Source organism: Paenibacillus sp. FSL R5-0914, from assembly GCF_038004525.1.
Taxonomy (GTDB): Bacteria; Bacillota; Bacilli; order Paenibacillales; family Paenibacillaceae; genus Paenibacillus_AQ.
The window spans coordinates 2,570,069-2,596,460 of sequence record NZ_JBBORH010000001.1; the positions used below are offsets into that span (position 1 = coordinate 2,570,069).

Annotated in this window: 23 protein-coding genes and 1 other annotated feature; of the genes, 22 read left to right on the forward strand and 1 reads right to left on the reverse strand. The window is 45.8% G+C overall.

Features of this window, described 5'->3' with window-relative positions; genetic code table 11:
• Positions 1-454 precede the first annotated feature (454 nt).
• The 12 genes from spoIIGA (at position 455) to MKX60_RS11295 (ending at position 12,168) form a co-directional block, all read left to right on the forward strand.
• Entirely contained in the window at positions 455-1,402 is a 948-nt protein-coding gene (gene spoIIGA, locus MKX60_RS11240; RefSeq protein ID WP_042194361.1) for a sigma-E processing peptidase SpoIIGA, read from the forward strand.
• 91 nt (positions 1,403-1,493) lie between these two features.
• Positions 1,494-2,216, forward strand: a complete 723-nt coding sequence (sigE, locus tag MKX60_RS11245) for an RNA polymerase sporulation sigma factor SigE (protein ID WP_028530613.1) — start codon at positions 1,494-1,496, stop codon at positions 2,214-2,216.
• Between the two features lie 78 nt (positions 2,217-2,294).
• Positions 2,295-3,077 carry an RNA polymerase sporulation sigma factor SigG gene (gene sigG / locus MKX60_RS11250; protein ID WP_036683631.1) on the forward strand — a complete coding sequence of 261 codons (783 nt, stop codon included), beginning with the start codon at positions 2,295-2,297 and terminating at the stop codon, positions 3,075-3,077.
• Between the two features lie 209 nt (positions 3,078-3,286).
• Positions 3,287-3,631 (forward strand): YlmC/YmxH family sporulation protein, encoded by a 345-nt coding sequence (locus MKX60_RS11255; RefSeq protein ID WP_076284758.1) that lies wholly within the window; start codon positions 3,287-3,289, stop codon positions 3,629-3,631.
• 133 nt (positions 3,632-3,764) lie between these two features.
• Complete coding sequence (pgeF, locus tag MKX60_RS11260) at positions 3,765-4,622, forward strand: peptidoglycan editing factor PgeF (protein ID WP_339266544.1); 858 nt, start codon at positions 3,765-3,767, stop codon at positions 4,620-4,622.
• 3 nt (positions 4,623-4,625) lie between these two features.
• Positions 4,626-5,312 (forward strand): YggS family pyridoxal phosphate-dependent enzyme, encoded by a 687-nt coding sequence (locus MKX60_RS11265; protein ID WP_042190837.1) that lies wholly within the window; start codon positions 4,626-4,628, stop codon positions 5,310-5,312.
• 11 nt (positions 5,313-5,323) lie between these two features.
• Positions 5,324-5,764, forward strand: coding sequence for a cell division protein SepF (locus MKX60_RS11270; protein WP_042190833.1), 441 nt, complete (start codon positions 5,324-5,326; stop codon positions 5,762-5,764).
• 34 nt (positions 5,765-5,798) lie between these two features.
• Positions 5,799-6,038: a YggT family protein gene (locus MKX60_RS11275; protein ID WP_042194359.1), complete on the forward strand. Its 240-nt coding sequence runs from the start codon at positions 5,799-5,801 to the stop codon at positions 6,036-6,038.
• A gap of 9 nt (positions 6,039-6,047) precedes the next feature.
• Positions 6,048-6,830, forward strand: a complete 783-nt coding sequence (locus tag MKX60_RS11280) for a YlmH family RNA-binding protein (protein WP_341059799.1) — start codon at positions 6,048-6,050, stop codon at positions 6,828-6,830.
• Positions 6,831-7,057: 227 nt separating this feature from the next.
• Positions 7,058-7,579, forward strand: coding sequence for a DivIVA domain-containing protein (locus MKX60_RS11285; protein WP_076284755.1), 522 nt, complete (start codon positions 7,058-7,060; stop codon positions 7,577-7,579).
• A gap of 231 nt (positions 7,580-7,810) precedes the next feature.
• Positions 7,811-8,085 (forward strand) — a binding site (T-box leader).
• Between the two features lie 364 nt (positions 8,086-8,449).
• The gene (gene ileS / locus MKX60_RS11290; RefSeq protein ID WP_341059800.1) at positions 8,450-11,542 is read left to right on the forward strand and encodes an isoleucine--tRNA ligase; all 3,093 of its coding nucleotides are present in this window, start codon (positions 8,450-8,452) and stop codon (positions 11,540-11,542) included.
• Positions 11,543-11,877: 335 nt separating this feature from the next.
• Positions 11,878-12,168 carry a DUF5665 domain-containing protein gene (locus tag MKX60_RS11295; protein WP_371915735.1) on the forward strand — a complete coding sequence of 97 codons (291 nt, stop codon included), beginning with the start codon at positions 11,878-11,880 and terminating at the stop codon, positions 12,166-12,168.
• A gap of 428 nt (positions 12,169-12,596) precedes the next feature.
• Here the strand turns inward: MKX60_RS11295 and MKX60_RS11300 are convergent, their stop codons facing one another.
• Positions 12,597-13,322 (reverse strand): TraR/DksA C4-type zinc finger protein, encoded by a 726-nt coding sequence (locus MKX60_RS11300; RefSeq protein WP_341059802.1) that lies wholly within the window; start codon positions 13,320-13,322, stop codon positions 12,597-12,599.
• Positions 13,323-13,568: 246 nt separating this feature from the next.
• On the opposite strand from MKX60_RS11300, the gene lspA reads away from it, so the two are divergent.
• From lspA to pyrE, 10 genes are all read left to right on the forward strand, one after another.
• Positions 13,569-14,081 carry a signal peptidase II gene (lspA, locus tag MKX60_RS11305; protein WP_042190823.1) on the forward strand — a complete coding sequence of 171 codons (513 nt, stop codon included), beginning with the start codon at positions 13,569-13,571 and terminating at the stop codon, positions 14,079-14,081.
• Positions 14,074-15,045 carry an RluA family pseudouridine synthase gene (locus MKX60_RS11310; protein ID WP_042190820.1) on the forward strand — a complete coding sequence of 324 codons (972 nt, stop codon included), beginning with the start codon at positions 14,074-14,076 and terminating at the stop codon, positions 15,043-15,045. The genes lspA and MKX60_RS11310 overlap by 8 nt, the downstream gene beginning before the upstream one ends.
• Positions 15,046-15,246: 201 nt before the next feature.
• Positions 15,247-16,500: an LL-diaminopimelate aminotransferase gene (locus MKX60_RS11315; protein ID WP_341059804.1), complete on the forward strand. Its 1,254-nt coding sequence runs from the start codon at positions 15,247-15,249 to the stop codon at positions 16,498-16,500.
• A 626-nt stretch (positions 16,501-17,126) separates the two neighbouring features.
• The gene (gene pyrR / locus MKX60_RS11320) at positions 17,127-17,690 is read left to right on the forward strand and encodes a bifunctional pyr operon transcriptional regulator/uracil phosphoribosyltransferase PyrR (RefSeq protein ID WP_042130202.1); all 564 of its coding nucleotides are present in this window, start codon (positions 17,127-17,129) and stop codon (positions 17,688-17,690) included.
• A 4-nt stretch (positions 17,691-17,694) separates the two neighbouring features.
• Entirely contained in the window at positions 17,695-18,600 is a 906-nt protein-coding gene (locus MKX60_RS11325) for an aspartate carbamoyltransferase catalytic subunit (RefSeq protein WP_042190812.1), read from the forward strand.
• 110 nt (positions 18,601-18,710) lie between these two features.
• Positions 18,711-19,994 carry a dihydroorotase gene (locus tag MKX60_RS11330; protein ID WP_188114730.1) on the forward strand — a complete coding sequence of 428 codons (1,284 nt, stop codon included), beginning with the start codon at positions 18,711-18,713 and terminating at the stop codon, positions 19,992-19,994.
• Positions 19,995-20,112: 118 nt separating this feature from the next.
• Positions 20,113-21,291, forward strand: coding sequence for a glutamine-hydrolyzing carbamoyl-phosphate synthase small subunit (carA, locus tag MKX60_RS11335; protein ID WP_042190808.1), 1,179 nt, complete (start codon positions 20,113-20,115; stop codon positions 21,289-21,291).
• A 1-nt stretch (position 21,292) separates the two neighbouring features.
• Positions 21,293-24,520 (forward strand): carbamoyl-phosphate synthase large subunit, encoded by a 3,228-nt coding sequence (gene carB / locus MKX60_RS11340; RefSeq protein ID WP_341059807.1) that lies wholly within the window; start codon positions 21,293-21,295, stop codon positions 24,518-24,520.
• Positions 24,521-24,630: 110 nt separating this feature from the next.
• Complete coding sequence (gene pyrF / locus MKX60_RS11345; RefSeq protein ID WP_076284747.1) at positions 24,631-25,377, forward strand: orotidine-5'-phosphate decarboxylase; 747 nt, start codon at positions 24,631-24,633, stop codon at positions 25,375-25,377.
• Positions 25,374-26,012: an orotate phosphoribosyltransferase gene (pyrE, locus tag MKX60_RS11350; RefSeq protein ID WP_042190802.1), complete on the forward strand. Its 639-nt coding sequence runs from the start codon at positions 25,374-25,376 to the stop codon at positions 26,010-26,012. The genes pyrF and pyrE overlap by 4 nt, the downstream gene beginning before the upstream one ends.
• Positions 26,013-26,392 lie beyond the last annotated feature (380 nt).

The window sequence follows — 26,392 nt, forward strand, 5'->3', positions numbered from 1 at the left end:
CGGCAACCATTAACCATCAAATAATCCTGCAAAAATACAGTATTTAATAATAAGTAGATGGTTGAAGCGATGATTCCTGCGAATCTGCAGTAATTCCTGCTCCAAATAAAGATTTCTAGCCAAAAGTGAGGATAATCCTGTATATTTGCAGTTTTTGGACTTCATGAAGCGGAAGTTTTGCACAAAAAGTTGTATATTTGCAGGATTCCTCTATTCCATTAAATGATCCAGCGAATGATGGAGCGAATGACGCAGTGAATAAAAGATATAAAAAATTCCATAAAGAAGGAATAAATCCCCACGCGCTATAACTCGACAAAAAAACCGTAAGAATGCCCCCCAAGTTTAGACAGACTTTGAATGCGAGACTTTCTATACTAATCATATCGTCCAAAAACAGAGCCTGATCCAATTTGGCTAGAGGATAGATTCCGCCATTAAGCAGGTGAATGAACTGGTTGTTTATATTGACTTGATATTCGCCGCCAATCTAGTGATCGACGGAATTCTTTTGTGGCTGACAGGCTGGATGGTTAAGCTGAGAATCTCATGGTGGCGTTTAATCCTCTCAGCTCTCGTTGGCGCACTGTATGTAGTGATGATGTTTGTACCGGAGCTGTCTTTCATGTATACCTTCCTTATCAAGTTTGGATTGTCGGTGGTTATGTTATGGATTGCCTTTGGTTTTGGGAGTCTGCAAAGCTACCTTCGCACTATGGGAGCTTTCTATATTATCAATTTTGCAGCCGCAGGTGGAATTGTTGGTATTCACTATTTGCTGCAGAGCTCCAGCGACATTTGGAATGGTATTATGTTCACTGCTTCAGGAGGGCATGCCTACGGCTTAAAGATCGGCTTTTGGTTTGTCATTGCAGTATTCCCCCTGGTGTTAATCTGCTTCAAGGCAGTGCATTCTTCACGAATCAGAAGGGAGCAGCTTGAAACCTATATCGGTGAGGTGGTTGTTGAAATTGATGGTGTAAGTGTTTCCTGTCCTGGCCTGCTAGACACAGGTAATCGTCTCTGTGATCCTTTGACCCGCATACCGGTGATGGTGATGGAATCGACGCTCTGGGAGGGGCATCTGCCTGCTGCATGGAAAGGGAGACTCACTCAGGATGGTGCGGACAGACTTTTGCTAGAAACGGACGGGCAGTCGTTTGCTTGGCAGGATAGGATGCGACTAGTACCTTACAGGGGGATTAACCGAGGGGCATCATTTATGCTCGCACTGAAGCCAGACCTTGTGACGATAAAGCTCGGTGAAGATATCTTTTATAGTAAAAGAGTCTTAATTGGGCTGGATGGCGGGACACTCTCAGGAGATGGAGCCTATCGGGCGGTCATACATCCGGATTTAACTCAAAAAGAGAGCGCCACTGATGCAGCACTACCTTCCTAATCTTTAAAGCTAGCTGAACCAAACTTCTGATGGCTGAAAGCGGGAATTAAAAGCTTCATACGCTAACCGTGTACTTCTTGGAGGAGGAACAATAATGGTCAAATGGAAAATTGCTCTGCAGCTGCAATATTACCGCATGCTGTTTCTACTGGGGCTGAAGAGTCAGGAAATCTATTATATCGGCGGGAGCGAGGCTCTACCTCCACCGCTGACACGGGAAGAAGAAGAGTATCTGCTTCAGCGGCTATCTAGCGGCGATGCTGCTGTTCGTGCGATGCTGATTGAGCGTAACCTGCGCCTCGTAGTGTATATCGCTCGTAAATTTGAGAATACCGGAATCAATATTGAAGACCTGGTTTCGATAGGGGCTATCGGATTAATTAAGGCGGTTAACACTTTTGATCCCGAGAAAAAAATAAAACTAGCAACATATGCATCACGTTGCATAGAGAATGAAATTTTGATGTATTTGCGGCGTAATAGCAAGACACGGAGTGAGGTTTCTTTTGATGAGCCTCTTAATATCGATTGGGATGGTAATGAGTTGCTGCTCTCAGATGTTTTAGGGACGGAAAATGATACCATCTATCGGAACATTGAAGAACAGGTCGATCGCAAGCTGCTGCAAAAGGCGCTGGAAAAGCTGAGCGAACGGGAAAGACTCATTATGGAGCTGCGTTTCGGACTGCGTGGGGGCGAAGAAAAGACACAAAAAGATGTGGCGGATCTGCTCGGCATTTCCCAATCTTACATCTCTCGTCTGGAGAAACGAATTATAAAGCGGCTGCGTAAGGAGTTTAACAAGATGGTGTAAGGTGAAATTAGCAAGGAATAAAATGGCCAACCCGGGAGATAATGTACAGTAATGTTTCTCCTTGGGAGGTAAATCATCATGACCCGAAATAAAGTCGAGATTTGCGGTGTGGATACTGCTAAGCTGCCTGTTCTAACGAATGTGGAAATGCGGCAACTGTTCACTTCGCTGCAGCAGCAGGGCGAGCGATCCGCCAGAGAGAAATTGGTAAATGGTAATCTTAGGCTCGTTCTAAGTGTTATCCAGAGGTTCAATAATAGGGGAGAATTTGTTGACGATTTGTTCCAGGTGGGCTGCATCGGTCTGATGAAAGCCATCGATAATTTCGATTTATCACAAAACGTTAAGTTCTCCACATATGCGGTTCCGATGATTATTGGTGAGATCCGCCGTTACTTGCGTGATAACAATCCGATTCGAGTATCGCGTTCACTCAGAGACATTGCTTATAAGGCGCTGCAGGTACGCGATAGTCTGACCAATCAGAATTCGCGGGAACCGACGATATTCGAAATCTCTGAAGCACTTGGCGTACCGAAGGAAGATGTAGTCTTTGCCCTTGATGCTATTCAGGATCCAGTGTCCTTATTCGAACCGATCTATCATGACGGTGGCGATCCTATTTATGTAATGGACCAGATTAGCGATGATAAGAATAAGGATGTGTCGTGGATCGAAGAAATCGCCTTACGTGAAGCGATGCGTAAGTTAGGTCAAAGGGAGAAACGAATTTTATCCATGCGGTTTTTCGAAGGGAAAACACAGATGGAGGTCGCAGATGAGATTGGTATCTCACAGGCACAAGTCTCACGTCTAGAGAAATCTGCGATTCAGCAAATGCAAAAGCATGTGAAGTCTTAAATCGTCTGAAATGAGGAGATATCCAGAATCCGTGATAAGGATTTTGGGTGATCTCCTCTTTTTACTGTTTCAGGAATTATATTGAGCCCCCGCAAAGTACCTTGGTAAGCATCTAAGCATAGCCTCACTTTGTGGGGATATTTCATGCATGTGGCCAAGCTTTCATAACATATATTGGACTATAGGTCTGATTGTACAGGGGTGGTGAGATGAACGAGGATTATTTAGGATCAGCCAAAAAAATGAAAATCTCTGATTTTCAGACTAAGGACGTTATTAACATTGTGGACGGCAAGCGGCTGGGCCAAATCAGTGACTTAGAGCTTGATTTACGCCGAGGTGTCATTGATGCAATCGTAATTCCCGGATACACTCGGTTTATGGGGTTGTTCGGAGGCGGAACCGATCTGATTATTCCATGGCGAAATATTGTCAAAATCGGGTCTGATGTAGTGCTTGTGAAGATTGAAGAATCAAGAATGCCTCAAGGGCAGGACGAACGAGAAACGATGTATTTGGAACGAGGGGACCGAGGCGAACGGCGCACTTATTAATTAGGTGCGTTTTTTGTTTTTTATAAAATGATTCGAAATGGCATGGCTTAAAAGTTAGTAAATTTGATGTTCTAGCTTAAGCGGCATTTTGTAGGGGTATTTACATGTGGTACACTAAGGCGGAGGTGAGGATATGGAACCGTTTGTGCAGGGGAAGGAAACACTTATGCTGCTCCATCTGGAGCCTTGGCGTGTGAAGCATAAAGAAATTACAGCAGGTTTTACGGGTAGACAGGGAGGGGCTAGCAAAAAGCCTTATGACAGCCTGAATTGTGCATTTCATGTTGGGGATGCTCCGGAAGATGTCTTAACGAATCGTAGGGCGCTTGCGAAAGCTCTTGATTTCAAACCTGAAGCTTGGACCTGTGGAGAACAAACCCATGGAGCAGAAATAGCAGTGGTAAGGGAAGCCGATCGTGGGCGGGGTCAAAAGGATAGAACCTCGGCATTTCAGGCAACCGATGGTTTGCTTACGGATGTACCGGGAGTTTTTCTGACTTCTTTTTATGCGGATTGTGTACCCCTTTATTTTTATGATCCTGTGCACCAAGTCGTCGGTCTTGCCCATGCTGGCTGGAAGGGAACTGTGGCCCAGATTGCAGCCGCTATGGTGAGTAAAATGGAGACCATTTACGGAAGCCATGCGCAGGACATTATTGCTGCGATCGGACCATCCATTGGTGACTGCTGTTATGAGGTGGACGATTATGTGATGGAGCATGTTCATCGACTGGAAGGTGATCTGACTAAGCCAACAGAAACAGCCAGTACTGTGGAGCTGTACAGAACATCTGACACAGATGAGAACAAATACATGCTAAACTTGAAAGAAATGAATCGACGCATTATGATTAAAGCAGGAATATTGCCGACTCATATCGAATGTACATCTTGGTGTACAAGCTGTAATCAAGATTTGTTCTTTTCTTATCGTAAAGAAGATGGGGTTACAGGCAGGATGACGAGCTGGATCGGAATAAAGGAGAGTTGAAAGTTGGCTTTAACACTGCAGGAGAGAATTGCTGAGGTAGAGGAACGTGTAGCACGTGCCTGCGCGGCAAGCGGCCGGGATCGAAATGACGTCAAGGTAATTGCAGTGACGAAATATGTTTCTCTGGAAATGGTGTCCTCCGTATTGGAGGCAGGCCTGGAGCATATTGCCGAGAGTCGCTGGCAGGATGCTGAGCACAAATGGAAGGTTTTAGGGGACCAAGGGACATGGCATTTTATCGGGCATTTGCAGACCAATAAGGTTAAAGACGTTATTGGCAAGTTTCAATATATACACTCTTTGGACCGGATATCTCTGGCGCAAGAATTACACAAAAAGGCGATTGCCGCAGATCAAGAAGTGAATGTCTTTCTTCAAGTAAACATCTCTGGAGAAGATACGAAATTTGGTCTGTCGCCTGAGGCGGTACCTGGATTTTTGCGTGAAATTGCTAGTCTAGACCGTGTAAAAGTAATTGGACTAATGACGATGGCACCTTTAGAAGGTGATCCGGAGCTTACCCGCCCTGTATTTCGCGGACTTCGTGAGCTGCGCGATGAGCTCAATCAACTTGCTTTGACACCTGAACCGATTACGGAGCTATCAATGGGAATGTCGAATGATTTTGAAGTGGCGATACAGGAAGGAGCCACCTGGGTACGCCTAGGTACGGTGTTAGTAGGCCATTAGGAGGGATCGTGATGAGCGTTATGAACCGATTTATGAGTTTTTTGGGCTTGCAGGAGGAAGAAGAAGTTGTGGAGCGGGAGCAAATCCACGAAGAGGATGAGTATGAGCCAGCCCCTGTCGAAACCCGCAAAAATCAAAGGGGCAACGTTGTCAGTATCCATTCGCAGAAGAATGTAAAAGTTGTACTTTATGAGCCACGTTCATACGATGAGGCTCAGGAAATTGCGGACCATCTCCGTTCTCACCGGACGGTAGTAATCAATCTTCAGCGTGTCCGTAATGATCAGGCAATGAGAATTATTGATTTTTTAAGTGGAACCGTTTATGCCCTTGGGGGAGGAATCTCTAAAATTGGGGGCAATATATTTATGTGCACGCCAGATACCGTTGAAATTCAAGGTGCCATTACGGAAATCCTAGGTGACGATCCAGACTATAACAGAATGAGGTGAATGAGCTTTGCCCCAAATTGATTACATTATTGATATGCTGTTTAATATTTATTTTTACATGATTATTTTCTACGTACTGATGTCGTGGTTACCAAACGTTCGTGAGAACTTTATCGGAGAACTGCTGAGCAAGCTTGTTGAGCCGTATTTGACACCATTTCGTCGATTTATTCCGCCACTCTTTGGTACGCTTGATATTTCCCCGATCATTGCACTATTCGTCTTGGAATTTGCGGCAGGTGGACTCAAATCCATTCTGCACTTAATTTTTTAGGCAGAAGTGATGAAGACAGAAGTTTACGGGCATTTTCATCCCGATGAAAGACAATTTGTGGACAAGGCTTGGGAATGGGTTACCCATGCTGAAGAATATCATGAGACGAAACTGACCGAATTTCTAGATCCGCGCCAAGGATTTATTCTGCAAAGTCTCGTCAATCGACATCCAGATGTTATCGTTAGATGGGAAGGCGGCCACCCTGAGGCAGAGCGGAAGCGAGCACTCATTGCGCCTGATTACCGTGATCTGGATCATGAGGACATGGAGCTGAGCGTTCTTGCGATAACCTCTGGTGAGCAAAAGTTTCTGGCGTTAGAGCATGGGGACTACATGGGCTCTATTCTGGGTCTTGGAGTAAAACGTGGAAAAATCGGTGATATTCATGTTCTGGACGATGGTTGTCATGTGGTAGTAGCTGCAGATATTGCAGATTATTTAGACATGAATTTAACTGGAGTACACCGAATACAGGTGAGCACGGAGGTATTGCCACTTTCTGCCTTGCGTAATAGTGAGGTGAAGCTGGAAATGATGGATTTGACTGTAGCGTCCCTACGATTGGATGGCATAGCCGCAGATGTAACACGGCTTAGTCGAAGCAAAATTCTTGCTCCCATCAAGGCTGGGCGCGTTCGGGTAAATTGGAAAGTGGAAGAAGACCCTTCCTGCGGACTTAAAGATGGTGACATGGTATCTATTCAAGGATTTGGTCGATTCAAGGTTCTAGAGGTTGGTAGTTTGACGAAAAAGGGCCGATACCGTGTTCAGGTTGGTAAATTTGTGTGAATCCCTTGCAGGAATCCGGCTTTACTTGTCGAAATTGATTATTTCGAGGGAATCAAACATTTTTAAAGCAGGACGCCGATATTTTATAAAAGAGGCGAACCATGAATGGCAGTTGGAACGTCGATACATCCTCTGCCTTTACTTGAAGTACAGTCTTTCTTCTTTGTCTGCTGCGCAGGTATGGTTCAGAGACTTAGAAGGTCCGAAATTTCTAGGAGGTGCACAGCATGCCATTAACACCGCTCGATATACATAACAAGGAGTTCTCTCGGAGACTTCGCGGTTATGATGAGGACGAGGTCAACGAATTTCTGGATCAAGTAATTAAGGATTACGAAAGTGTCATCCGTGAGAACAAAGAGCTGCAGAATCAGCTTTTGTCCATTCAAGAGCGTTTAGATCATTTTGTGAATATTGAAGAGAGTTTATCGAAAACGATCTTAGTCGCTCAGGAAGCGGCGGATGATGTGAAGAACAACTCCAAGAAGGAATCGCAGCTCATTATCAAGGAAGCGGAAAAGAACGCGGATCGGATTATTAACGAAGCGTTATCCAAATCCCGTAAGGTTGCTATTGAGACTGAAGAATTGCGTAAGCAAGCTTCAATCTATCGCACTCGTTTCCGCACATTGGTGGAAGCACAGCTCGAGCTGTTGTCACAAGATGACTGGAATGCCTTGGAGAGTCGTGAGGCAAGCGAGAACGTAACCTTTAAGGATGATGTTCTACATCGTTCTAATGCATTATGATGAATGAATGCTGCTTGAATTTATAGGGGGGAATTCCCTCTAATTTATAATTTCATGCTATAATCGGTTAAATAGAGGGAGTTATTCCCTCTATTTTTATTTTCCGCTAAAATCGATCATAATAAAGTATTCCGCCTGCACAGGTATACTCCTAATTGCGGATTTGGCTAGCGGTTGTTGACATTTAGACTTAAAAAGTCTATAAATAGAACATATCTGTATAATGTTTATATGTATTCGATGACGGGACAAGTACGACAAGGTAACGTTCTCCAGAGAGTCGGCGATTGCTGAGAGCCGATTGTTCGAACCCTGCCGGAAGATCTTCCCCTAGAAGTTAAGCTGAAGCGTTGATCGTGCGTAAGCTTAGCCGTCCGCCGGACGTTACACCGGACCTGTGCATGAGATTTACGCGCAGGACTGAGATTGTGCTGAATACACTCCCCTTAAGGATGTGCTCATGCGCAGAATTAGGGTGGTATCGCGAGCGTTGTCTCGCCCCTTTGGGGGTGAGATGACGCTTATTTTGTTGTTCCGGGGTGGCCATCCCCCTTTCTAAGAGGGACCCCAAAGGGCTGCCGCCCTCTGGACACCCGCAATGTAAAGCCTCGTGCAAACGGGTACGGTGGTGGAAGCGAACGGACTCATGTGGCTGAAGGAACGGCCCTTCTTAGGCTCCCCTGGCGGGTTCGCCTGCGGGGCCTTCATTGCTAGAGCAGACCGACGTTTCACTCGCCGCTCCATGTGGCACCCCGAGCCAGTGCTGCCCTGCGGGATCGCGGCTCGGGTACCGAAGGCAAGAGCTGAATCAGACTGCCCAAGGATCGAAAAGAGCTTTAAAGACTAAACCATGAAAGGATTGACCATCACATGCAAAAAGTAGATGTCAAAGAAAAAGCACGGGCAAGAGATGTCCGCATATTGAAGAAATGGAGCGACGAAAATACGTTCCGTAAATCGATGGAGAATCGTGAAGGACGTCCGAACTATGTATTTTACGAAGGTCCTCCAACAGCGAACGGTGCACCGCATATCGGGCACGTACTGGGCCGTGTAATCAAGGATTTCATCGGTCGTTACCAAACGATGAAAGGTTACCGCGTGGTACGTAAAGCGGGCTGGGATACACACGGTTTGCCAGTAGAACTAGGCGTACAAAAGAAGCTTGGCATCTCCGGCAAACAAGAGATCGAGGAATATGGCGTAGAAAAATTCATTCAGGAATGTAAAGACAGCGTCTTCGGTTATGAGAAGCAATGGCGCGAGTTTACAGAGGGTATCGGATACTGGACGGATCTAGATAATCCTTACGTAACTTTGGATAACACGTATATCGAGAGCGTGTGGAACATCTTGGCTACTGTGCATGACAAAGGGTTGCTCTACCGCGGACACCGTGTTAGTCCTTACTGCCCAAGCTGTCAGACTACCCTAAGCTCCCATGAAGTAGCCCAAGGCTACAAGACCGTCAAGGATCTCAGTGCGACTGCAAAGTTCAAACTGGATGACAGTGGAGACTACGTACTAGCTTGGACGACTACACCTTGGACGCTGCCAGCACATATGGCGTTAGCCATGAACCCTGACATGGATTATGTACGTGTACAACAAGAAGACGGTATCTACATTGTTGCCAAAAATTTGGTGGAGGAAGTAATGAAAGGCGAGCACACAGTCCTTTCTACACATAAAGGTTCCGAGTTTATCGGCAAAACCTACGCTCCTCCATTCGGATACATCAAGGCAGAGAAAAGCAATGTCATCGTAGGTGCTTCCTTCGTTACAGATTCCAGTGGTACTGGGATCGTACACATGGCACCAGCGCATGGTGAAGATGACTATAAGACTTGCCGCGAGAACGGCATCAGCTTCGTGAACGTGGTTGATAATTCCGGTAAGTATACGGATGTAGTGTCTGATTTTGCTGGACGCTTCGTGAAAGATTGCGATTTGGATATCGTTAAAGCTTTGTCTGAAAAAGGACTGCTTTACGGCAAAGAAAAATACGAGCACAGCTATCCGTTCTGCTGGCGTTGTGATACACCACTCTTGTACTACGCAACAGACAGCTGGTTCATCAACACTACAGCGATCAAAGATCAGCTGATTGCTAACAACAACAGTGTAGATTGGTATCCTGATCATGTACGTGAAGGACGTTTCGGGAAGTTCCTGGATGAACTGGTGGACTGGAATATCAGCCGTAATCGTTACTGGGGCACACCGCTTAATGTTTGGGTATGTCAAGAAACGGGCAAAGAGTTCGCTCCACACAGCATTGAAGAACTAAGAGCGATGGCGATTGGTGATGTTCCTGAGGATATCGAGCTGCATAAGCCTTTTGTAGATAAGATCAAGCTACGCAGTCCTTTCAGCGAAGGCGCAGAGATGGTTCGCACACCAGAAGTTATCGATGTTTGGTTCGATAGTGGTTCGATGCCATTTGCGCAAAGTCATTATCCATTTGAGAACGAGGATAAGCTGAATGATCAATATCCAGCGGATATGATCTGTGAAGGGATCGACCAGACACGTGGATGGTTCTACAGCTTACTAGCTGTATCTACCTTGTTTAAAGGTAAAGCTCCATATAAAGCTGTTATTGCTCACGGTCATATCCTTGATGAGAATGGTCAAAAAATGTCCAAATCAAAAGGCAATGTTATTGATCCTTGGGATATCATGAACGATTACGGCACGGATGCTTTCCGTTGGGCGATTCTATCCGATAGTGCACCGTGGAATAACAAACGTTTCTCTCGTGGCCTTGTAGGGGAAACCAAATCCAAAGTTGTAGATACACTGGTGAATACGCATGCGTTCTTGACGCTTTATGCAGGCATCGATGGTTATGATCCTGCCGATCATCCTTTTAAAGTATCGGAACATAAGCTGGACCGCTGGATTTTGTCCCGTCTGAACAGCTTGATTCTTTTGGTAGACAAAGGACTTGCAGTTAATGACTTCGTGAATACATCCAAAGGTATTGAGAACTTTATAGATGAGCTGAGTAACTGGTATATCCGTCGTTCCCGTGATCGTTTCTGGGGTAGTGGTCTAGGTGAAGATAAGCTGGATGCTTACCGTACACTGACCCATGTGCTTTTGAAGACAGCGTCTTTGATGGCTCCATTTACACCGATGTTGTCTGAAGATATCTTCACGAACCTTGGCGGCGGAGAAAGTGTGCATTTAGCAGATTATCCGGTTGCTGATGAGAGCTTGATCGATAAAGAGCTGGAAGAGGATATGGAAAGTGCGAGACAAATCGTTGAGCTGGCGCGTAACGTGCGTAACGAAACAGGCATTAAGAATCGTCAACCGCTGTCTGAGCTGATCGTTTCGATGAACCGTGACTTCCATTTGGCTGAGTATGAAGAGATCATCAAAGACGAGATCAACATCAAGAACATCGTGCTAGAGACTAGCGATAGTGGATTTGTTGACTTCACACTCAAGCTGAATCTTAAAGTTGCCGGTAAAAAATACGGTAAAAACGTCGGCTTCCTGCAAGGCTTCCTAAAAGCTTTGGACAGTGACTCTACCCGCAAAGCGGTGCAAGATGGCTCAATCGCGATTGCGACGCCAGAGGGAGAAGAACTGGTGATCACTTCTGAAGAGCTACTCGTTGAAAAAGAAGCTAAAGCAGGTTTCGCCGCAGCTTCCGGATATGGAATTACGGTTGCGCTCAATACCGAAATCACACCTGAGCTTGAACAAGAAGGCTGGGTTCGTGAGATCATTCGTGCGGTTCAAGATTACCGTAAACGTTTGGATCTGCCGATCGAGAAACGGATCGCACTCACGCTGAGTGTAGACGATGAGCTTAAAGCAGCAGTTACAGCCTTTGAGAATGTATTGCGAGACAATGTACTTGTGACTACGGTTGATTTTGGCGGAGAACACGCTTTTGAAACGGTAGATGTCGGTGGTAAATCCATCGGTATCCATATTGAAGTGTAAATCTGCATTACCTGTCCCAAAACAGCATATACTAGCGGCACAAGTGTAAACAGAGAACTTCTGTTTATGCGGGAAATATAGTCTTTATATTTCGCCCGCGAAAATAACGAGCCTCGTGCTCAAGGAGATGTATTCTCTTTGACCGGGCTCGTTTACTTTGTGGCGAATATAGACGTATGAGAGGAGCTGTGGCTGTGGAGGATCAGAAGAACAGAATCTCCGTCAAGACATCCGGCAACAAGAACAGCCCAGATAAGGGAGTGGAGAAAAAGGTTATTCCTGAGGAAAACCCTGAGCGTTTAACAGCAGATCATCGCAATCCAGAAGACATTCCACTGGAAGAAAAAATGAATACAATGTATCGATTAACCTTTGAATGGGCCCATATCTTAGAGAAATCACGAATTTATCAGTATACGGAGCTGTTATATTCACCTTGGACTCTAATTTGGAAAAATATTTTATATGGAGCGGCTCGTGGAGTAGGGATCGCGCTTGGCTTTACTTTTTTTGCGGCAACGATCATCTATGTTCTTCAGGTTCTTGGAGCCTTGAATCTACCGATCATCGGAGATTATATTGCGGATATTGTACGAATTGTTCAGCGTCAGCTGGAATTCAAATAGCTTTTTAAGGCGTAGCTGTCTTTACTTGGTTTGTAGGAGAGAGTGGGGTTAGGTCAATCTTCTTTGGTGGATTTATCCAACCTTGGACTTCTAAGTTTCTCCCCAGTCCGTACCTTTCCTTTTTTAATCTTTGGAGAGGGCTGCGCTGCTTTTTTTCCTCGTGTAAGATGCGTAAGCCTCTCATTAATAATAAATATCGTCGGTCATCTTCATGACTGAGTTGTTGTACATTTTTAAAATAGTCGTGATTCACTTACGTTACACTCCTTGTATGTCGATTTCAGCATGCGTTAGATCAGTTTACCAGCTGAATCTGAACATTTTCTTAACAAAATGACATAGCGCAAAAAAAATAAAAAAACAGCGGGCCATTCCACAATGAAACTGGAACCGCTCGCTGTTCATTTTTTTGTATGGGGACGATGCTTTTACTCCTCGCCTTCGAGCGGATCAAGCATGTAACTTCCCTCGCTACTATCCTTGTAACGCTCGTAGCTACGTCCCGGTACTACAACTACATTGTTGCCTGTAATATCGGTGGCGATAAAGTTCTCCCAAGGCTCTACGCAGCCTTCAAGCTCATCGGCTTCAATTTCCATATCATTATAGGAGTCAATGTTGCTGCCCTCCGCCATGGCGGGGGAATCGGAGTTGCCATAGCTTTCTACAATCTGCCAGGCATCCTCACCGTCAAAGCCGTTTTGATCCTCTCGTTCATCCAGACTCGTACGCCCAAATGGAGGAGACAAAAATTCTTCTTCAATGGGCCGAGTAAAAGGTGCATTTTGACGTGGGGCATGCTCTTTACAATAAAGCGTGGAGGGAATAGCGGATAGACGCTCAAAAGGGATCGATTTACCGCTAGCTTTACATATCCCATAGGTGCCTTCATCCATAGCGTTGAGAGCAGCTTCAATATCATCCAGCTCATGCTCGTCCCGCTCTAGCAGTGAAATATCCATGGAGCGATTATACAAATCGGTGGCTGCATCGCCTGGATGGTTGTCATTCTCGGAAAGTTCTCCGGTGCCATCCCGCATGGATTCCTGTAAGCCGTAATTTTCATTATTCTGAAGCCTGTGCTGAATAGTATCACGGTCTTTTTCTAATCGGGCGCGTAGCTCTGAGAGCTGCTGTACTGTCAGGTGCGTCATGATGAGTAAGCTCCTTTCTGTACTTTATTAAGAATCCTTCCGACAAACCGATTTGCACCGGATGGTTCTTTGTTAGGTTGACCTGAGAGGCGTTATTTTAGCGATGGAAAATAGTCCCCAAGATTAAGCGCCCGAGAGGTGTCACGCAATAGACGATCTTCTAAGGGCTGTGCTACAATATACAAGTCTTATAACAGTATTCGTACCGCATTTGGCGGGAAAAATAAGAACGGAGTGACAACTTCTGTGGTGTACTATTTGATTGCTCTTATTGTATTTTTGGTGGATCAGGGAACGAAGTATCTCATTGCCACACGTCTGGAGCTTGGGGAACAGATTCCGGTGATCGGGAATTTCTTCCTAATTACCTCACATCGTAATCGCGGGGCTGCTTTTGGGATTCTACAAGGTCAGCAATGGTTCTTCTTTTTAGTTACGGTTGTAGTGGTTGCAGGTATCGTTTGGTACTTGAACAAAACTAGACATTCGCGGAAGATGCTATCGGTCGCCCTTGGACTTGTTCTGGGTGGAGCGATAGGTAACTTCCTAGACCGGATGATCAGTGGTGAGGTTGTCGATTTCCTTCTGTTTAATTTTGGAAGCTATAGCTTCCCGATTTTTAACGTTGCGGATTCATGTATCGTCATTGGGGTTGGGTTGATTCTTTTGGACTCCTTCCGCGATCTTAAGAATGGTGAAGAAATCACGGAAATCAAAGAAGTAAAAGAAGCAAAGGAAGTAAAAGAAGGGAATGAATGATTTGAGTAAAGACGTCAATCACCAAGCGGCATCTACGAGCGAAGAAGAGAGGGACGTCACGGAGTGGACCGTTTCAGCAGAGAACGCGCGGGAGCGAATCGATAAATATATAACGGAATCTTGGGAAGAGGATATTTCTCGTTCTCAGGTGCAGCTGTGGATCAGTGGTGGCCATGTTACGGTTAATGGGGCACCGGTTAAAGCTAACTATAAGCTCTCAGAAGGCGATAAAGTTTCCATTGTCGTACCAGAAGCGGAAGTTACAGACTTGATCCCAGAGAATATTCCACTTGAAGTTGTATACGAAGACAGCGATGTCATTGTTATAAATAAGCCGCGTGGTATGGTTGTACATCCGGCTGCCGGGCACCCGTCAGGCACCTTGGTAAATGCACTGATGTATCACTGCAAGGATCTGTCCGGTATTAATGGTGAGATTCGTCCAGGTATTGTACACCGTATTGATAAGGATACCTCTGGTCTTATTATGGTGGCTAAAAATGATGCCAGTCACGCGTCGCTCGCAGCACAGCTTAAAGAGCATAGTGTAACACGCCGCTATATAGCAGTTGTACACGGCAATTTGTCGCATGACAAAGGAACGGTTGACGCTCCGATCGGTAGAGATCCACATGATCGCAAGCTATACACTGTAACGGAAAAGAACAGCAAGAAATCTGTGACCCATTTTACAGTGATGGAACGTTTCGGTGACTGTACACTACTGGAGCTGCAGCTGGAGACTGGCCGCACGCATCAGATCAGAGTGCATATGAAATTCATTGGTCATCCGCTTGTGGGTGATCCGATTTATGGACGCAGTAAAGGAACAGCTATGAATGGACAGGCGTTACATGCGGCGGTGCTTGGATTTATTCATCCTACGACAGGTGAATATAAAGAATTCAGCAGACCTATTCCGGAAGACATGGAAGATGTTCTGTTCACATTGCGCAGCAGATAAGTACAAATGAAGTGATAATTAGTCTATGGTATTGAACTCTGCTTTCCATCATATTTAATAACATAAGGATAAAGAGAAGGTTATGCCTTATTCTTTATCCTTATTTTTTATCGCAGAAACGGATCTCTAGAAACATAAGCCATCCAAGGGACGGCGAAGCCGTTTCTTCTAAATGAGAATAGATAGCCAGGAGATGAGAGTATGAGTATTGAACAATACCAAGACAGCTTCATTCAGACTAATTTTGCAGACCGCATCGGCGGTGCGAACTACGGCAAGGACACTTCGATTTATAAATTTGAGAAAATCAAACGTGCTAAAGCATCCGCAAAACAGGATTTCCCTGATATTGAATTGATCGATATGGGCGTAGGCGAGCCAGATGAGATGGCTGATGCAGGTATCGTGGCTAAACTTGCAGAAGAAGCAGCTAAGGAAGAAAACCGTGGTTATGCGGACAATGGAATTGCTGAGTTTAAGACAGCTGCTGCTGATTATTTGCGGGAAGTATTCCGTGTTGAAGGCATTGATCCCGTTACGGAGGTAGTTCACTCTATCGGTTCTAAGCCTGCACTGGCGATGTTGCCTTCTTGCTTCATTAACCCAGGAGATATTACGATCATGACGGTGCCGGGTTATCCAGTGCTGGGTACACACACTAAATACTTGGGTGGACAAGTGTTTACAGTAGAGCTGAAGAAAGAGAATAACTTCCTTCCAGATCTGAACGAAATTCCAGAAGAAGTTGCTCATAAAGCCAAGCTTCTTTACTTGAACTATCCAAACAATCCGACGGGCGCTAGTGCGACTCCTGAGTTTTTTGCTGAGGTAGTTGCATGGGCTAAAAAATATGATGTAGTCGTTGTACACGATGCACCATATGCTGCCTTGACCTATGACGGTTTGAAGCCGCTTAGCTTCTTGTCAGTTCCGGGTGCGAAGGATGTTGGCGTGGAGCTGCATTCCTTGTCCAAGTCCTACAATATGACAGGCTGGAGAATCGGCTTTGTTGCTGGGAATCCTTTAGTTGTTAAAGCCTTCAGTGATGTGAAGGATAATAATGATTCCGGTCAATTTATCGCGATTCAAAAAGCTGCGGCTTACGGTCTTGCTCATCCAGAGATTACTGAAGCGATTGCTGCCAAGTATTCTCGTCGTCACAACCTGTTGGTAGATGCACTGAACAGCCTGGGCTTCCAAGCTGAGAAACCAAAGGGCTCCTTCTTCCTTTATGTTGCAGCACCTAAGGGTGTCAAAGGTGGTCGCCGTTTCGAATCCGGTGAGGATTTCTCGCAATTCCTGATCCGTGAGAAGCTAATCTCCACCGTGCCTTGGGATGATGCAGGTCCGTTTGTACGTTTCTCTGTTACCTTTATTGCTAAAGGGGAAGAGGAAGAAAGACGTGTCATCTCTGAAATCCAAAGACGCTTAAGCGATGTGGAGTTTGAATTTTAAACATTAGTTAGACATTGAAGCCGTCTAGGGGAAACCTTGGGTGGTTTTTCTTTATGTGATGGCTAGTCTACTGTGGATTAGACTACTGTAGAATAGAGCTACTGTAAGATAGGAAATTCTTCCCTCTAATTTTGTGTTTTAGCTTCAATCCGCTAGAATATAGGGAATTTCCCCCTCTATTTCAGCATATTTGGTTGTACTCAAGGAAATCCTTCAATTTATAGGGAGGAATTCCGCATAACCTGATCATAATGACTATTGTGTCCTAATTATAGGGAGGTTTTCAGGTTTTCCCTATAATACCGCCTTCCTTTTGTTGTTAATAGAAGCAGGCTTGGAAAGTGTTGTAGTTTAGGCAGATAAAGTTGACATGCAGGGTTTGTTCTGTCATAATTCTCATTAAATGAATAGCGCCTTTAATTCAGTCCTGTGAGGCTGGCAAGGTAACGTGAATCGAGGTTCGCGACTCTTAGAAAGGTATCCGTGTGTATACACCGGACTGTCTTTTTATGCGCGCGGCCACCATCTTCTTCATCTGCGGATTTCACTCCTTGCCTGTTATAGGCAAGGAGTTTTTTGATTTCCAGGAACTTGAACAGGCGAAACAAGTGGAGGGTGACAAGATTATGGTTACTGAGAAAAATGTAATTATGGACGAAACGGCGATCCGCCGGGCATTATCGCGTATTGCTCATGAGATTTTGGAGAAGAACAAAGGGATTGAGAATTGTCTGCTGGTCGGTATCCGGACACGAGGCGTATACCTAGCACAGCGCATCGCTGAGCGGATCAAGGAAATTGAAGGCGTCGAGATTCCTTACGGCGAACTCGACATCACGCATTATCGGGATGACCGTGAAGTAGGAGGCAGTGAAGCGGTAGTGAAGAGTAACGTCATTATTACTTCCGGCAGTGATGGCATCCATGATAAGAAGGTCATTTTGTTCGACGATGTGCTTTACACTGGACGCACCATCCGCGCGGCGATGGACGCTTTGATGGATTGCGGACGCCCACGAATGATTCAACTGGCAGTACTGGCTGACCGTGGACACCGCGAGCTGCCGATCCGACCAGACTACATCGGTAAGAATGTACCTACCTCAAAGCATGAGCAGATTGAAGTGGCGCTGAAGGAATACGACGGCAAAGATGAGGTCTACATTATTTCAAACCGGGAGGAACGATAACATCATGACACTTACCAAGGTAAAGGAACGTAGTCTGCTGGGAATAAAAGAGCTTGACCGGTCGGAAATCACTGGGCTGCTGGACAGAACGGCATACTGGGACAATCAGAGCGAGAAGCTAACTCCCATTTTGAACTCGCATTTTATTTCTAACATGTTCTTTGAGAACAGCACACGCACTCGTTTCTCCTTTGAAATGGCAGAGAAACGACTGGGTGCACAAGTACTGAATTTTACGGCTGCAGCTTCTAGTGTAGAAAAAGGGGAGTCGATCTACGATACAGTACGCACACTGGAATCGATGGGGATCGATGCCGGAGTTGTGCGTTTGAAGCCTGCAGGTGTGCTGCAGCAGTTAGCTGAGAAGGTGTCCATACCGCTTATTAATGCGGGTGACGGCAACAATGAACATCCAACACAAGCGCTGCTTGATCTTTACACAATGACCAAAACGTTTGGAGATTTAAAGGGTCTCACGGTTTCTATTATCGGGGACATCATGCATAGCCGGGTAGCACGCTCCAATCTGTGGGGACTTACAAAGCTAGGGGCTAAAGTGCAATTCTGTGCACCGGAGAATATGAAGGCTCCTGAGCTTATGGAATACGCACCTTATGTAACCATAGAAGAAGCTCTTAAAGCAGATGTAGTCATGATGCTTCGTGTGCAGCTGGAACGTCATTCTTCTGGTATCGTACTTTCCGCGGAAGATTACCGCAGACATTATGGTTTAACGGAAGAACGCGCAGCTAAGCTCGCAAAAGATACAATCATTATGCACCCAGCTCCGGTTAACCGGAATGTCGAGATTGATGATGCAGTTGTAGAGAGCAGTCAATCAAGGATTTTCCCGCAAATGTCTAATGGGGTTCCGGTTCGGATGGCAGTTCTCGAAAGAGCTTTATTATAAAGTTCAAAGAATGATGATGAATAAGGACTAATAAATATACACAAACATGAATTTTTATTATATAATAACGAGAGGGCCCGCAGCCGGGATCTGTGGGTAAAGGTAGAATCATGACAGTGATTATTAGAAACGCCAGCGTATTGAATAAGGAAGGCTTGTTAGAGCGGAAACATATTGTGCTTGAAGAAGGTGTTATCTCGGCCTTAATCGATGGAAATGAAGCTGCTCCAGAAGCTGGAGAGATCATTGATGCTGAAGGCAAGCTGCTCATTCCAGGACTCATTGATATGCATGTGCACTTACGCGAACCGGGATTTGAACACAAGGAAACAGTGGAAACCGGAAGTCGTTCGGCTGCCAAAGGCGGATTTACAACCATCGCTTGTATGCCTAATACCCGTCCAGTAACAGATACCCCGGAAATCGTACAATTTGTCAAAGACAAAGCGCGTGAAGCTGGACTCGTTAAAGTACTTCCTTATGCAGCCATTACGAAAAATGAGCTCGGACGTGAGCTGACTGATTTTGCAGCACTTAAAGAAGCTGGAGCTATTGGTTATACCGACGACGGCGTGGGCGTGCAAAGTGCTCAAATGATGAAAGATGCTATGAACATCGCCGCAGCACTGGATATGCCAGTCATTGCTCACTGCGAGGATAATTCACTGGTTGAAGGCTGCTGTGTAGCCGAAGGTGAGTTCGCAAGAAAGCATGGCCTGAAAGGAATTCCAAATGAGTCAGAAGCCATCCATGTTGGACGCGATATTTTGCTGGCTGAAGCGACAGGCGTTCATTACCATGTGTGCCATGTAAGTACTGAACAATCGGTGCGACTGATTCGCCAAGCGAAAGAAATCGGCATTAAAGTAACTGCTGAAGTGTGTCCGCATCACTTGCTGCTCTCTGAAGAAGATATTCCAGGCCTTGATGCCAATTGGAAAATGAACCCGCCGCTTCGCTCCCGCCGCGATGTTGAAGCATGTATCGAAGGTTTGCTTGACGGCACACTAGATATGATTGTTACGGATCATGCGCCGCATAGTGAGGAAGAGAAGGCTAAAGGTATGCAACTTGCACCTTTTGGTATCGTTGGATTCGAAACAGCTTTCCCACTACTATACACAGCGTTTGTAGCAACAGGGAAATGGGATTTATCCTTACTAGTACAAAGAATGACTGCTGATCCTGCACGGGTATTCAGACTGAACACCGGTGTGATGGATATCGGAGCTCCTGCAGATTTGACACTGATTGATTTGGAGCAGGAGAAAGAAGTAGACCCAGGATCTTTCGCAAGTAAAGGACGGAATACTCCTTTTGGTGGCTGGAAGCTTAAGGGCTGGCCAGTAATGACATGGGTAGACGGCAAAGCCGTATGGACTGAGAAAAACTAGCGGACTGGTGGGGCGGAGTTGCTGATCTTTACGGATGCAGCGATTGTGTACACGTTCACTCCGGAAGGCTTGTAAGGCATAAGCATTAGACTACAGAAACAAGAAGGAGTGGAATGGAATGCAGGCGAGATTGCTGCTGCAAGACGGAACTTTATTTACAGGTACCGCATTTGGCGCTGAGGGCGAGAAGACAGGCGAGGTTGTTTTTAATACAGGAATTACAGGATATCAAGAGGTGCTGTCTGACCCTTCATATTGCGGACAAATCGTTACAATGACTTACCCATTGATCGGGAACTACGGGATTACTCGGGATGACTTTGAATCTGTTCGACCTTTTGTACACGGCTTTGTAGTGCGCCGTCATGAAGAAGTACCTAGTAACTGGCGTGCTGAATATAGTGTGGACGACTTGTTGAAAGAATACGATATTCCAGGGATCAGCGAGATTGATACTCGGATGTTGACTCGGATTATTCGCCACTACGGAACAATGAAAGCGATCCTGACCACCTCTAACAAACGTGTAGAGGAACTGATGGAAATGATGGGAAATACTACGATTGAGGAATTGCGCAATCAGGTAGCTCGTACATCAACTGCAAGTTCGTACAGCAGCCCAGGCAACAAAGAAAGAATTGTACTTGTGGATTACGGTGCGAAGGCTGGTATCTTACGTGAGCTTAACGAACGTGGTTGTGATGTTGTTGTAGTGCCACATGATGTAAAAGCGGAAGAAGTTCGCCGTCTGAACCCAGATGGTATCCTACTGTCCAACGGCCCTGGGGACCCGAAAGATGTGCCTCACGCTGTCAAGACGATTTCCGAATTGCTTGGTGAATATCCGATCTTCGGCATCTGCCTTGGTCATCAGTTGTTTGCACTTGCTTGTGGAGCGGATACAGAGAAGCTGAAATTCGGTCACCGCGGTGGGAATCACCCTGTGAAGGAACTGGAAAGCGGACGCTGCTTCATCACTTCCCAGAACCATGGTTATACCGTGAATGAGGAATCTGTGAAGAACACTGAACTAGAAGTTACTCACATTAATAATAATGATAAGACTGTTGAAGGTATTAAACATACACGTTACCCAGCATTTTCGGTGCAATATCATCCAGAAGCGGCGCCAGGACCACATGACAGCAGCTACTTGTTCGATCGCTTCCTCCAATTGATTGCCGATCATAAAGCAAAGACACCTGTTGTTTCACGTCAGGCACAACTTGCGGCAAACGCCAGAATCACGGCGCCAAAAACTAACTTACAGCTTGAAGCCGTGAAAGGAGCTCTATAACATGCCAAAGAACGATAAACTTAAAAAAATACTAGTGATCGGTTCCGGACCGATCGTCATCGGCCAAGCAGCGGAGTTTGACTACGCAGGAACTCAGGCTTGCCAAGCCCTTAAAGAAGAAGGCGTGGAAGTCGTACTGATTAACAGCAATCCAGCAACGATTATGACAGATACAAATATTGCAGATAAAGTGTACATCGAGCCTATTACGCTTGAATTCGTAACTGCGATTATTCGCCAAGAGCGTCCAGATGGATTGCTTCCAACGCTGGGCGGTCAAACTGGCCTAAATATGGCTGTAGAATTGGCTCGTGCAGGTGTACTTGAGCAAGAGAATGTTAAGCTTCTCGGTACACAACTTGATTCCATTGAGAAAGCAGAAGATCGCGATTTGTTCCGTGATCTAATGCGTGAATTGGATCAACCTGTACCGGACAGCACCATTATCACTACTGTAGATGAAGCAATGAATTTCGCTGAGGAAATTGGATTCCCTCTGATTGTACGCCCAGCTTATACACTTGGCGGCACTGGCGGCGGGATCTGCGATAACGAAGAAGAGCTGCGTGAAACTGTCAAAGCAGGAATTCGTTACAGCCCGATCGGACAATGTCTGGTTGAGAAGAGTATTGCCGGCATGAAGGAAGTTGAATACGAGGTTATGCGTGATGCTAATGACAACTGTATCGTTGTCTGCAACATGGAAAACTTTGATCCTGTAGGCGTACATACAGGTGACAGTATCGTTGTGGCACCTAGCCAGACGTTATCGGATCGCGAATACCAAATGCTGCGCACAGCTTCGCTGAAAATCATCCGCGCCCTGAATATTGAAGGTGGATGTAACGTACAATTCGCACTTGATCCGCAAAGTTATCAATATTATGTAATCGAAGTAAACCCGCGTGTCAGCCGTTCCTCGGCTCTGGCGTCCAAAGCAACTGGATATCCAATTGCCAAAATGGCTGCCAAAATCGCGATGGGTTACACGCTGGATGAAATCGTCAATCCGGTAACCGGACAGACTTATGCATGCTTCGAGCCAACACTTGACTATATTGTAAGTAAAATACCACGCTGGCCGTTCGACAAGTTCATTCATGCGAACCGTAAGCTGGGTACGCAAATGAAAGCGACAGGCGAAGTAATGGCGATCGGCCGTACTTTTGAAGAGTCGATTCATAAAGCGATCCGTTCTTTGGAAATTGGTGTTCACCGGTTCCGTCTGCCAGGTGCAGAGACACTGGAAGAGAGCGTGCTGCGTGAACGTCTTGCGAAGCCTGACGATGAGCGTCTGTTCCTGATTGCTGAAGCTTTCCGCCGTGGTTATGGTTTGCAAGAAATCCAGGATATTACGAACGTGGACTGGTGGTTCCTCTCCAAAATTGAAGGTTTGATTAACTTTGAAGAGGTTATTCGCGGCGAAGAAACGTTGTCTGCGGAAACTCTATACCAAGCGAAACGTAAAGGTTTTACAGACCGTGCGATTGCTGAGATTCGTGCAGAAGGACAAGCGAACGGGAAATATACCAAAGAAGCTGATGTGCGCGCGCTACGTTTGGAGCAAGGTTTAACACCTGTGTTCAAAATGGTAGATACTTGTGCGGCTGAGTTCGAAGCTTCTACACCTTATTACTACTCGACTTATGAGACTGAGAACGAGGTCATTCATTCTGATAAGCAAAAGGTTATCGTGCTGGGATCTGGTCCAATCCGGATCGGTCAAGGGATTGAGTTCGATTACTCCACAGTCCATGCGGTATGGGCCATTCAAAAGGCTGGATATGAAGCGGTTATCATCAATAATAACCCTGAGACTGTATCTACAGACTTTAATACTTCGGACCGGTTGTATTTTGAACCCCTATTCTTCGAAGATGTCATGAACGTAATTGCGCAAGAGAATCCGATTGGAGTTATTGTTCAATTCGGAGGTCAAACAGCGATTAACCTTGCGGCACCTCTAAGTGCTGCTGGTGTGAAGATTCTTGGAACTAGCCTTGATAGCATTGATGAAGCTGAGAACCGTAAGAAATTCGAAGCTTTGCTGGCACGCCTTGATATCGCACAACCGAAAGGCAAGACGGTTACCGACGTGGATCAAGCTGTAGAAACTGCACAATCCCTTGGGTATCCGGTGCTGGTACGTCCTTCCTACGTACTAGGCGGACGTGCAATGGAAATCGTATATAACGATACTGAACTGCTTAGCTACATGGTAGAAGCGGTGAAAGTGAATCCGGAGCATCCGGTATTGATTGACCGTTACATGCTAGGTAAAGAGGTTGAGGTAGACGCGATTTGTGATGGTGAGACAGTAGTTATTCCGGGCATCATGGAACATGTCGAACGCGCAGGTGTTCACTCCGGTGACTCTATCGCCGTATATCCTCCGCAATATCTGGATAAAGGTCTAAAAGAGAAAATCGCTGAGATCACAATTAAAATCGCTAAGGAACTGAAGACGATTGGACTGGTCAACATCCAGTTTGTTATCTATCAGAACGAAGTATACGTAATCGAAGTAAATCCACGCTCCTCGCGTACGGTTCCTTTCCTGAGCAAGGTGACAGGAATTCCAATGGCGCATTTGGCAACTAAAATCATTCTCGGCAGCAAGCTGAAGGATGACGGTTATACAGAAGGTCTGTGGCCGGAAAGCGATTATGTATCGGTTAAAGTGCCAGTGTTCTCTTTTGCCAAACTGCGCAGAGTAGAACCTACACTCGGACCTGAAATGAAATCAACCGGTGAAGTTATGGGCCGTGATAAATTGTACGCAAAAGCTTTATACAAAGGTCTGATCGGAGCAGGGATGAAAATTCCAGCTACAGGTGCTATCATCGTTACGGTGGCAGATAAAGATAAAGCAGAAGCTGTTGAACTTATGAAAGGCTTCCACTCCATGGGTTACAAAATCATTGCTACTGGAGGCACGGCACAAGCGCTTGAAGAAGCAGGCCTCAACGTAATGAATGTGAATAAACTGGATGAAGGTGCGCCAAACATTCTCGACTTGATTCGTGGTGGGCAAGCCAACTTCGTCTTTAATACACTGACTAAAGGCAAAACACCAGAACGTGACGGATTCCGTATCCGCCGTGAAGCGGTTGAGAATGGCGTCGTATGTATGACTTCACTGGATACAGTGACGGCACTTCTCAGAATGCTGCAGACGATTAACTTCTCGTCACAGTCCATGCCTGCTTTTGTCGGACAATTGAACTAATCTCATAAAGATGCATAGGGCGGTTTGCGTTTACGCAGACCGTTCCGCTATGCCTAGGGTCTAATAAATAAAGGGTGTGGATGTAGTCTGCACTGGATAGGAGCATGGTTATGGGAGTAGGAGAAGTAGAGTGGAAAGCAATGGCGAATCGTCTGATGGTCGCCTTGGATTATCCTGATGTTACTGGAGCAAGAGCCTTAATCGACAAGCTGGAAGGAATTCCTTGCTATATGAAGGTAGGCATGCAGCTGTTCTATACGGCAGGACCGGAATTTATTCAAGAGCTGAAATCTCGTGGCTATTCTGTGTTCGTTGACGTGAAAATGCATGATATCCCTAACACGGTAAAAGGTGGCGCTCAAAGTCTTACAAATCTTGGTGCTGATATGTTTAACGTACACGCAGCAGGGGGCTCAGCCATGATGGCGGCAGCACGCGAAGGAGCGGCTTCAGCAGTTAGTGCTAATGCTGCCCTTAAGATGCCTTTGATTATTGCAGTTACCCAGCTAACCAGTACGAGTCAAGAAGTGATGAATAACGAAATTGGGATCGCTGGAGAGGTAGCGGATACTGTGGTAAGATACGCCAAGCTGGCTGCCGATGCGGGTCTAGATGGTGTAGTAGCATCGCCACAAGAGTCCGCAGCTATCGCAGAAGCTTGCGGCCCAGCATTTTGCACGGTTACACCGGGTATCCGGCCAGCAGGTGCTTCCTTGGACGATCAGTCCCGGGTTATGACACCTGGAAAAGCCATTCGTCAGGGTAGTCACTACCTTGTTGTAGGACGGCCGATTACAGCTTCACCAGATCCACGTCAAGCAGCACTAAACATTATTGAGGAGATGACCCTAGCATGAGCTCATTAAATAGAAGTGAACAAGTAGCAAGTTATCTGTTGGAGATTGGAGCAGTAGCACTGCGTCCCCAGGAGCCTTTTACATGGACCTCTGGTATCAAATCGCCGATCTATTGCGACAATCGTCTGACTATGGCTTACCCAGAAGTTCGTAACTATATTGCAGATGCCTTCGCGCAGCTTATTAAGAGCGAGTATCCGGACGCTGAAGTGATCGCAGGTACAGCAACCGCAGGTATTCCACACGCGGCTTGGGTAGCAGATAAACTGAACCTGCCAATGGCTTATATCCGTGATAAAGCTAAAGGCCACGGCAAGCAGAATCAGATCGAAGGTCTGATTAAGCCGGGACAAAAGGTTGTTGTTATTGAAGATCTGATCTCCACAGGTGGAAGCTCCATCAAAGCGGCTCAGGCCGTGCAAGAAGCTGGCGCAGAAGTGCTGGCTGTACTCGCGATCTTCAGCTATGAGCTGGATCGTGCAGTGGATGCTTTTGCTGCAGCTGAAATGCCATTACAAAGCTTGTCCAACTACAGCACGTTGATTGATGTGGCTCTTGCACAAGGTAAAATTGAATCGACGGACGTAGAAGTACTGAAGTCTTGGAGAAAAGATCCTTCATCATTTGGTGTTTAAGCTTAAATAAATGATTATAGTTTAGGCGAGCCTCTCACTTTTTAGTGAGGGGCTTTTATTTTTTAACAGACACAACATACTCAACTGTCATTCAAGACACGAATAGTTGTATTTTGTACACTTAAACTAACTTTTCTTAGAGGAATTGGCACTATAGTTGCACTTTGTGCAATTATAATCAGCCTAGTATCCACCGAAACCTTCTAGTAACGGTTTTTAACTGTACAGAGTGCAATTAAAAGGAAAAATAAAATAAATGTAGCTCTAATAGTTGCAGAAAGTACAACTATCCAGTCGTGGAGGGTAGGATTGTGTCGGTCAGCGGAGATGTAGCAAGTGAGCAAGTGTGAGTGGGAAAGTGGAGATTGTGTATCTGCAAA

Coding starts and splice junctions, on each gene's coding strand:
- sigG (WP_036683631.1), top strand. CDS start 2,295: ATGACCCGAAATAAAGTCGAGATTTGCGGTGTGGATACTGCTAAGCTG.
- MKX60_RS11255 (WP_076284758.1), top strand. CDS start 3,287: ATGAACGAGGATTATTTAGGATCAGCCAAAAAAATGAAAATCTCTGAT.
- pgeF (WP_339266544.1), top strand. CDS start 3,765: ATGGAACCGTTTGTGCAGGGGAAGGAAACACTTATGCTGCTCCATCTG.
- MKX60_RS11270 (WP_042190833.1), top strand. CDS start 5,324: ATGAGCGTTATGAACCGATTTATGAGTTTTTTGGGCTTGCAGGAGGAA.
- MKX60_RS11275 (WP_042194359.1), top strand. CDS start 5,799: ATGCTGTTTAATATTTATTTTTACATGATTATTTTCTACGTACTGATG.
- MKX60_RS11280 (WP_341059799.1), top strand. CDS start 6,048: ATGAAGACAGAAGTTTACGGGCATTTTCATCCCGATGAAAGACAATTT.
- MKX60_RS11285 (WP_076284755.1), top strand. CDS start 7,058: ATGCCATTAACACCGCTCGATATACATAACAAGGAGTTCTCTCGGAGA.
- ileS (WP_341059800.1), top strand. CDS start 8,450: ATGCAAAAAGTAGATGTCAAAGAAAAAGCACGGGCAAGAGATGTCCGC.
- MKX60_RS11300 (WP_341059802.1), bottom strand. CDS start 13,322: ATGACGCACCTGACAGTACAGCAGCTCTCAGAGCTACGCGCCCGATTA.
- MKX60_RS11310 (WP_042190820.1), top strand. CDS start 14,074: ATGAATGATTTGAGTAAAGACGTCAATCACCAAGCGGCATCTACGAGC.
- MKX60_RS11315 (WP_341059804.1), top strand. CDS start 15,247: ATGAGTATTGAACAATACCAAGACAGCTTCATTCAGACTAATTTTGCA.
- pyrR (WP_042130202.1), top strand. CDS start 17,127: ATGGTTACTGAGAAAAATGTAATTATGGACGAAACGGCGATCCGCCGG.
- MKX60_RS11325 (WP_042190812.1), top strand. CDS start 17,695: ATGACACTTACCAAGGTAAAGGAACGTAGTCTGCTGGGAATAAAAGAG.
- MKX60_RS11330 (WP_188114730.1), top strand. CDS start 18,711: ATGACAGTGATTATTAGAAACGCCAGCGTATTGAATAAGGAAGGCTTG.
- carA (WP_042190808.1), top strand. CDS start 20,113: ATGCAGGCGAGATTGCTGCTGCAAGACGGAACTTTATTTACAGGTACC.
- carB (WP_341059807.1), top strand. CDS start 21,293: ATGCCAAAGAACGATAAACTTAAAAAAATACTAGTGATCGGTTCCGGA.
- pyrF (WP_076284747.1), top strand. CDS start 24,631: ATGGGAGTAGGAGAAGTAGAGTGGAAAGCAATGGCGAATCGTCTGATG.
- pyrE (WP_042190802.1), top strand. CDS start 25,374: ATGAGCTCATTAAATAGAAGTGAACAAGTAGCAAGTTATCTGTTGGAG.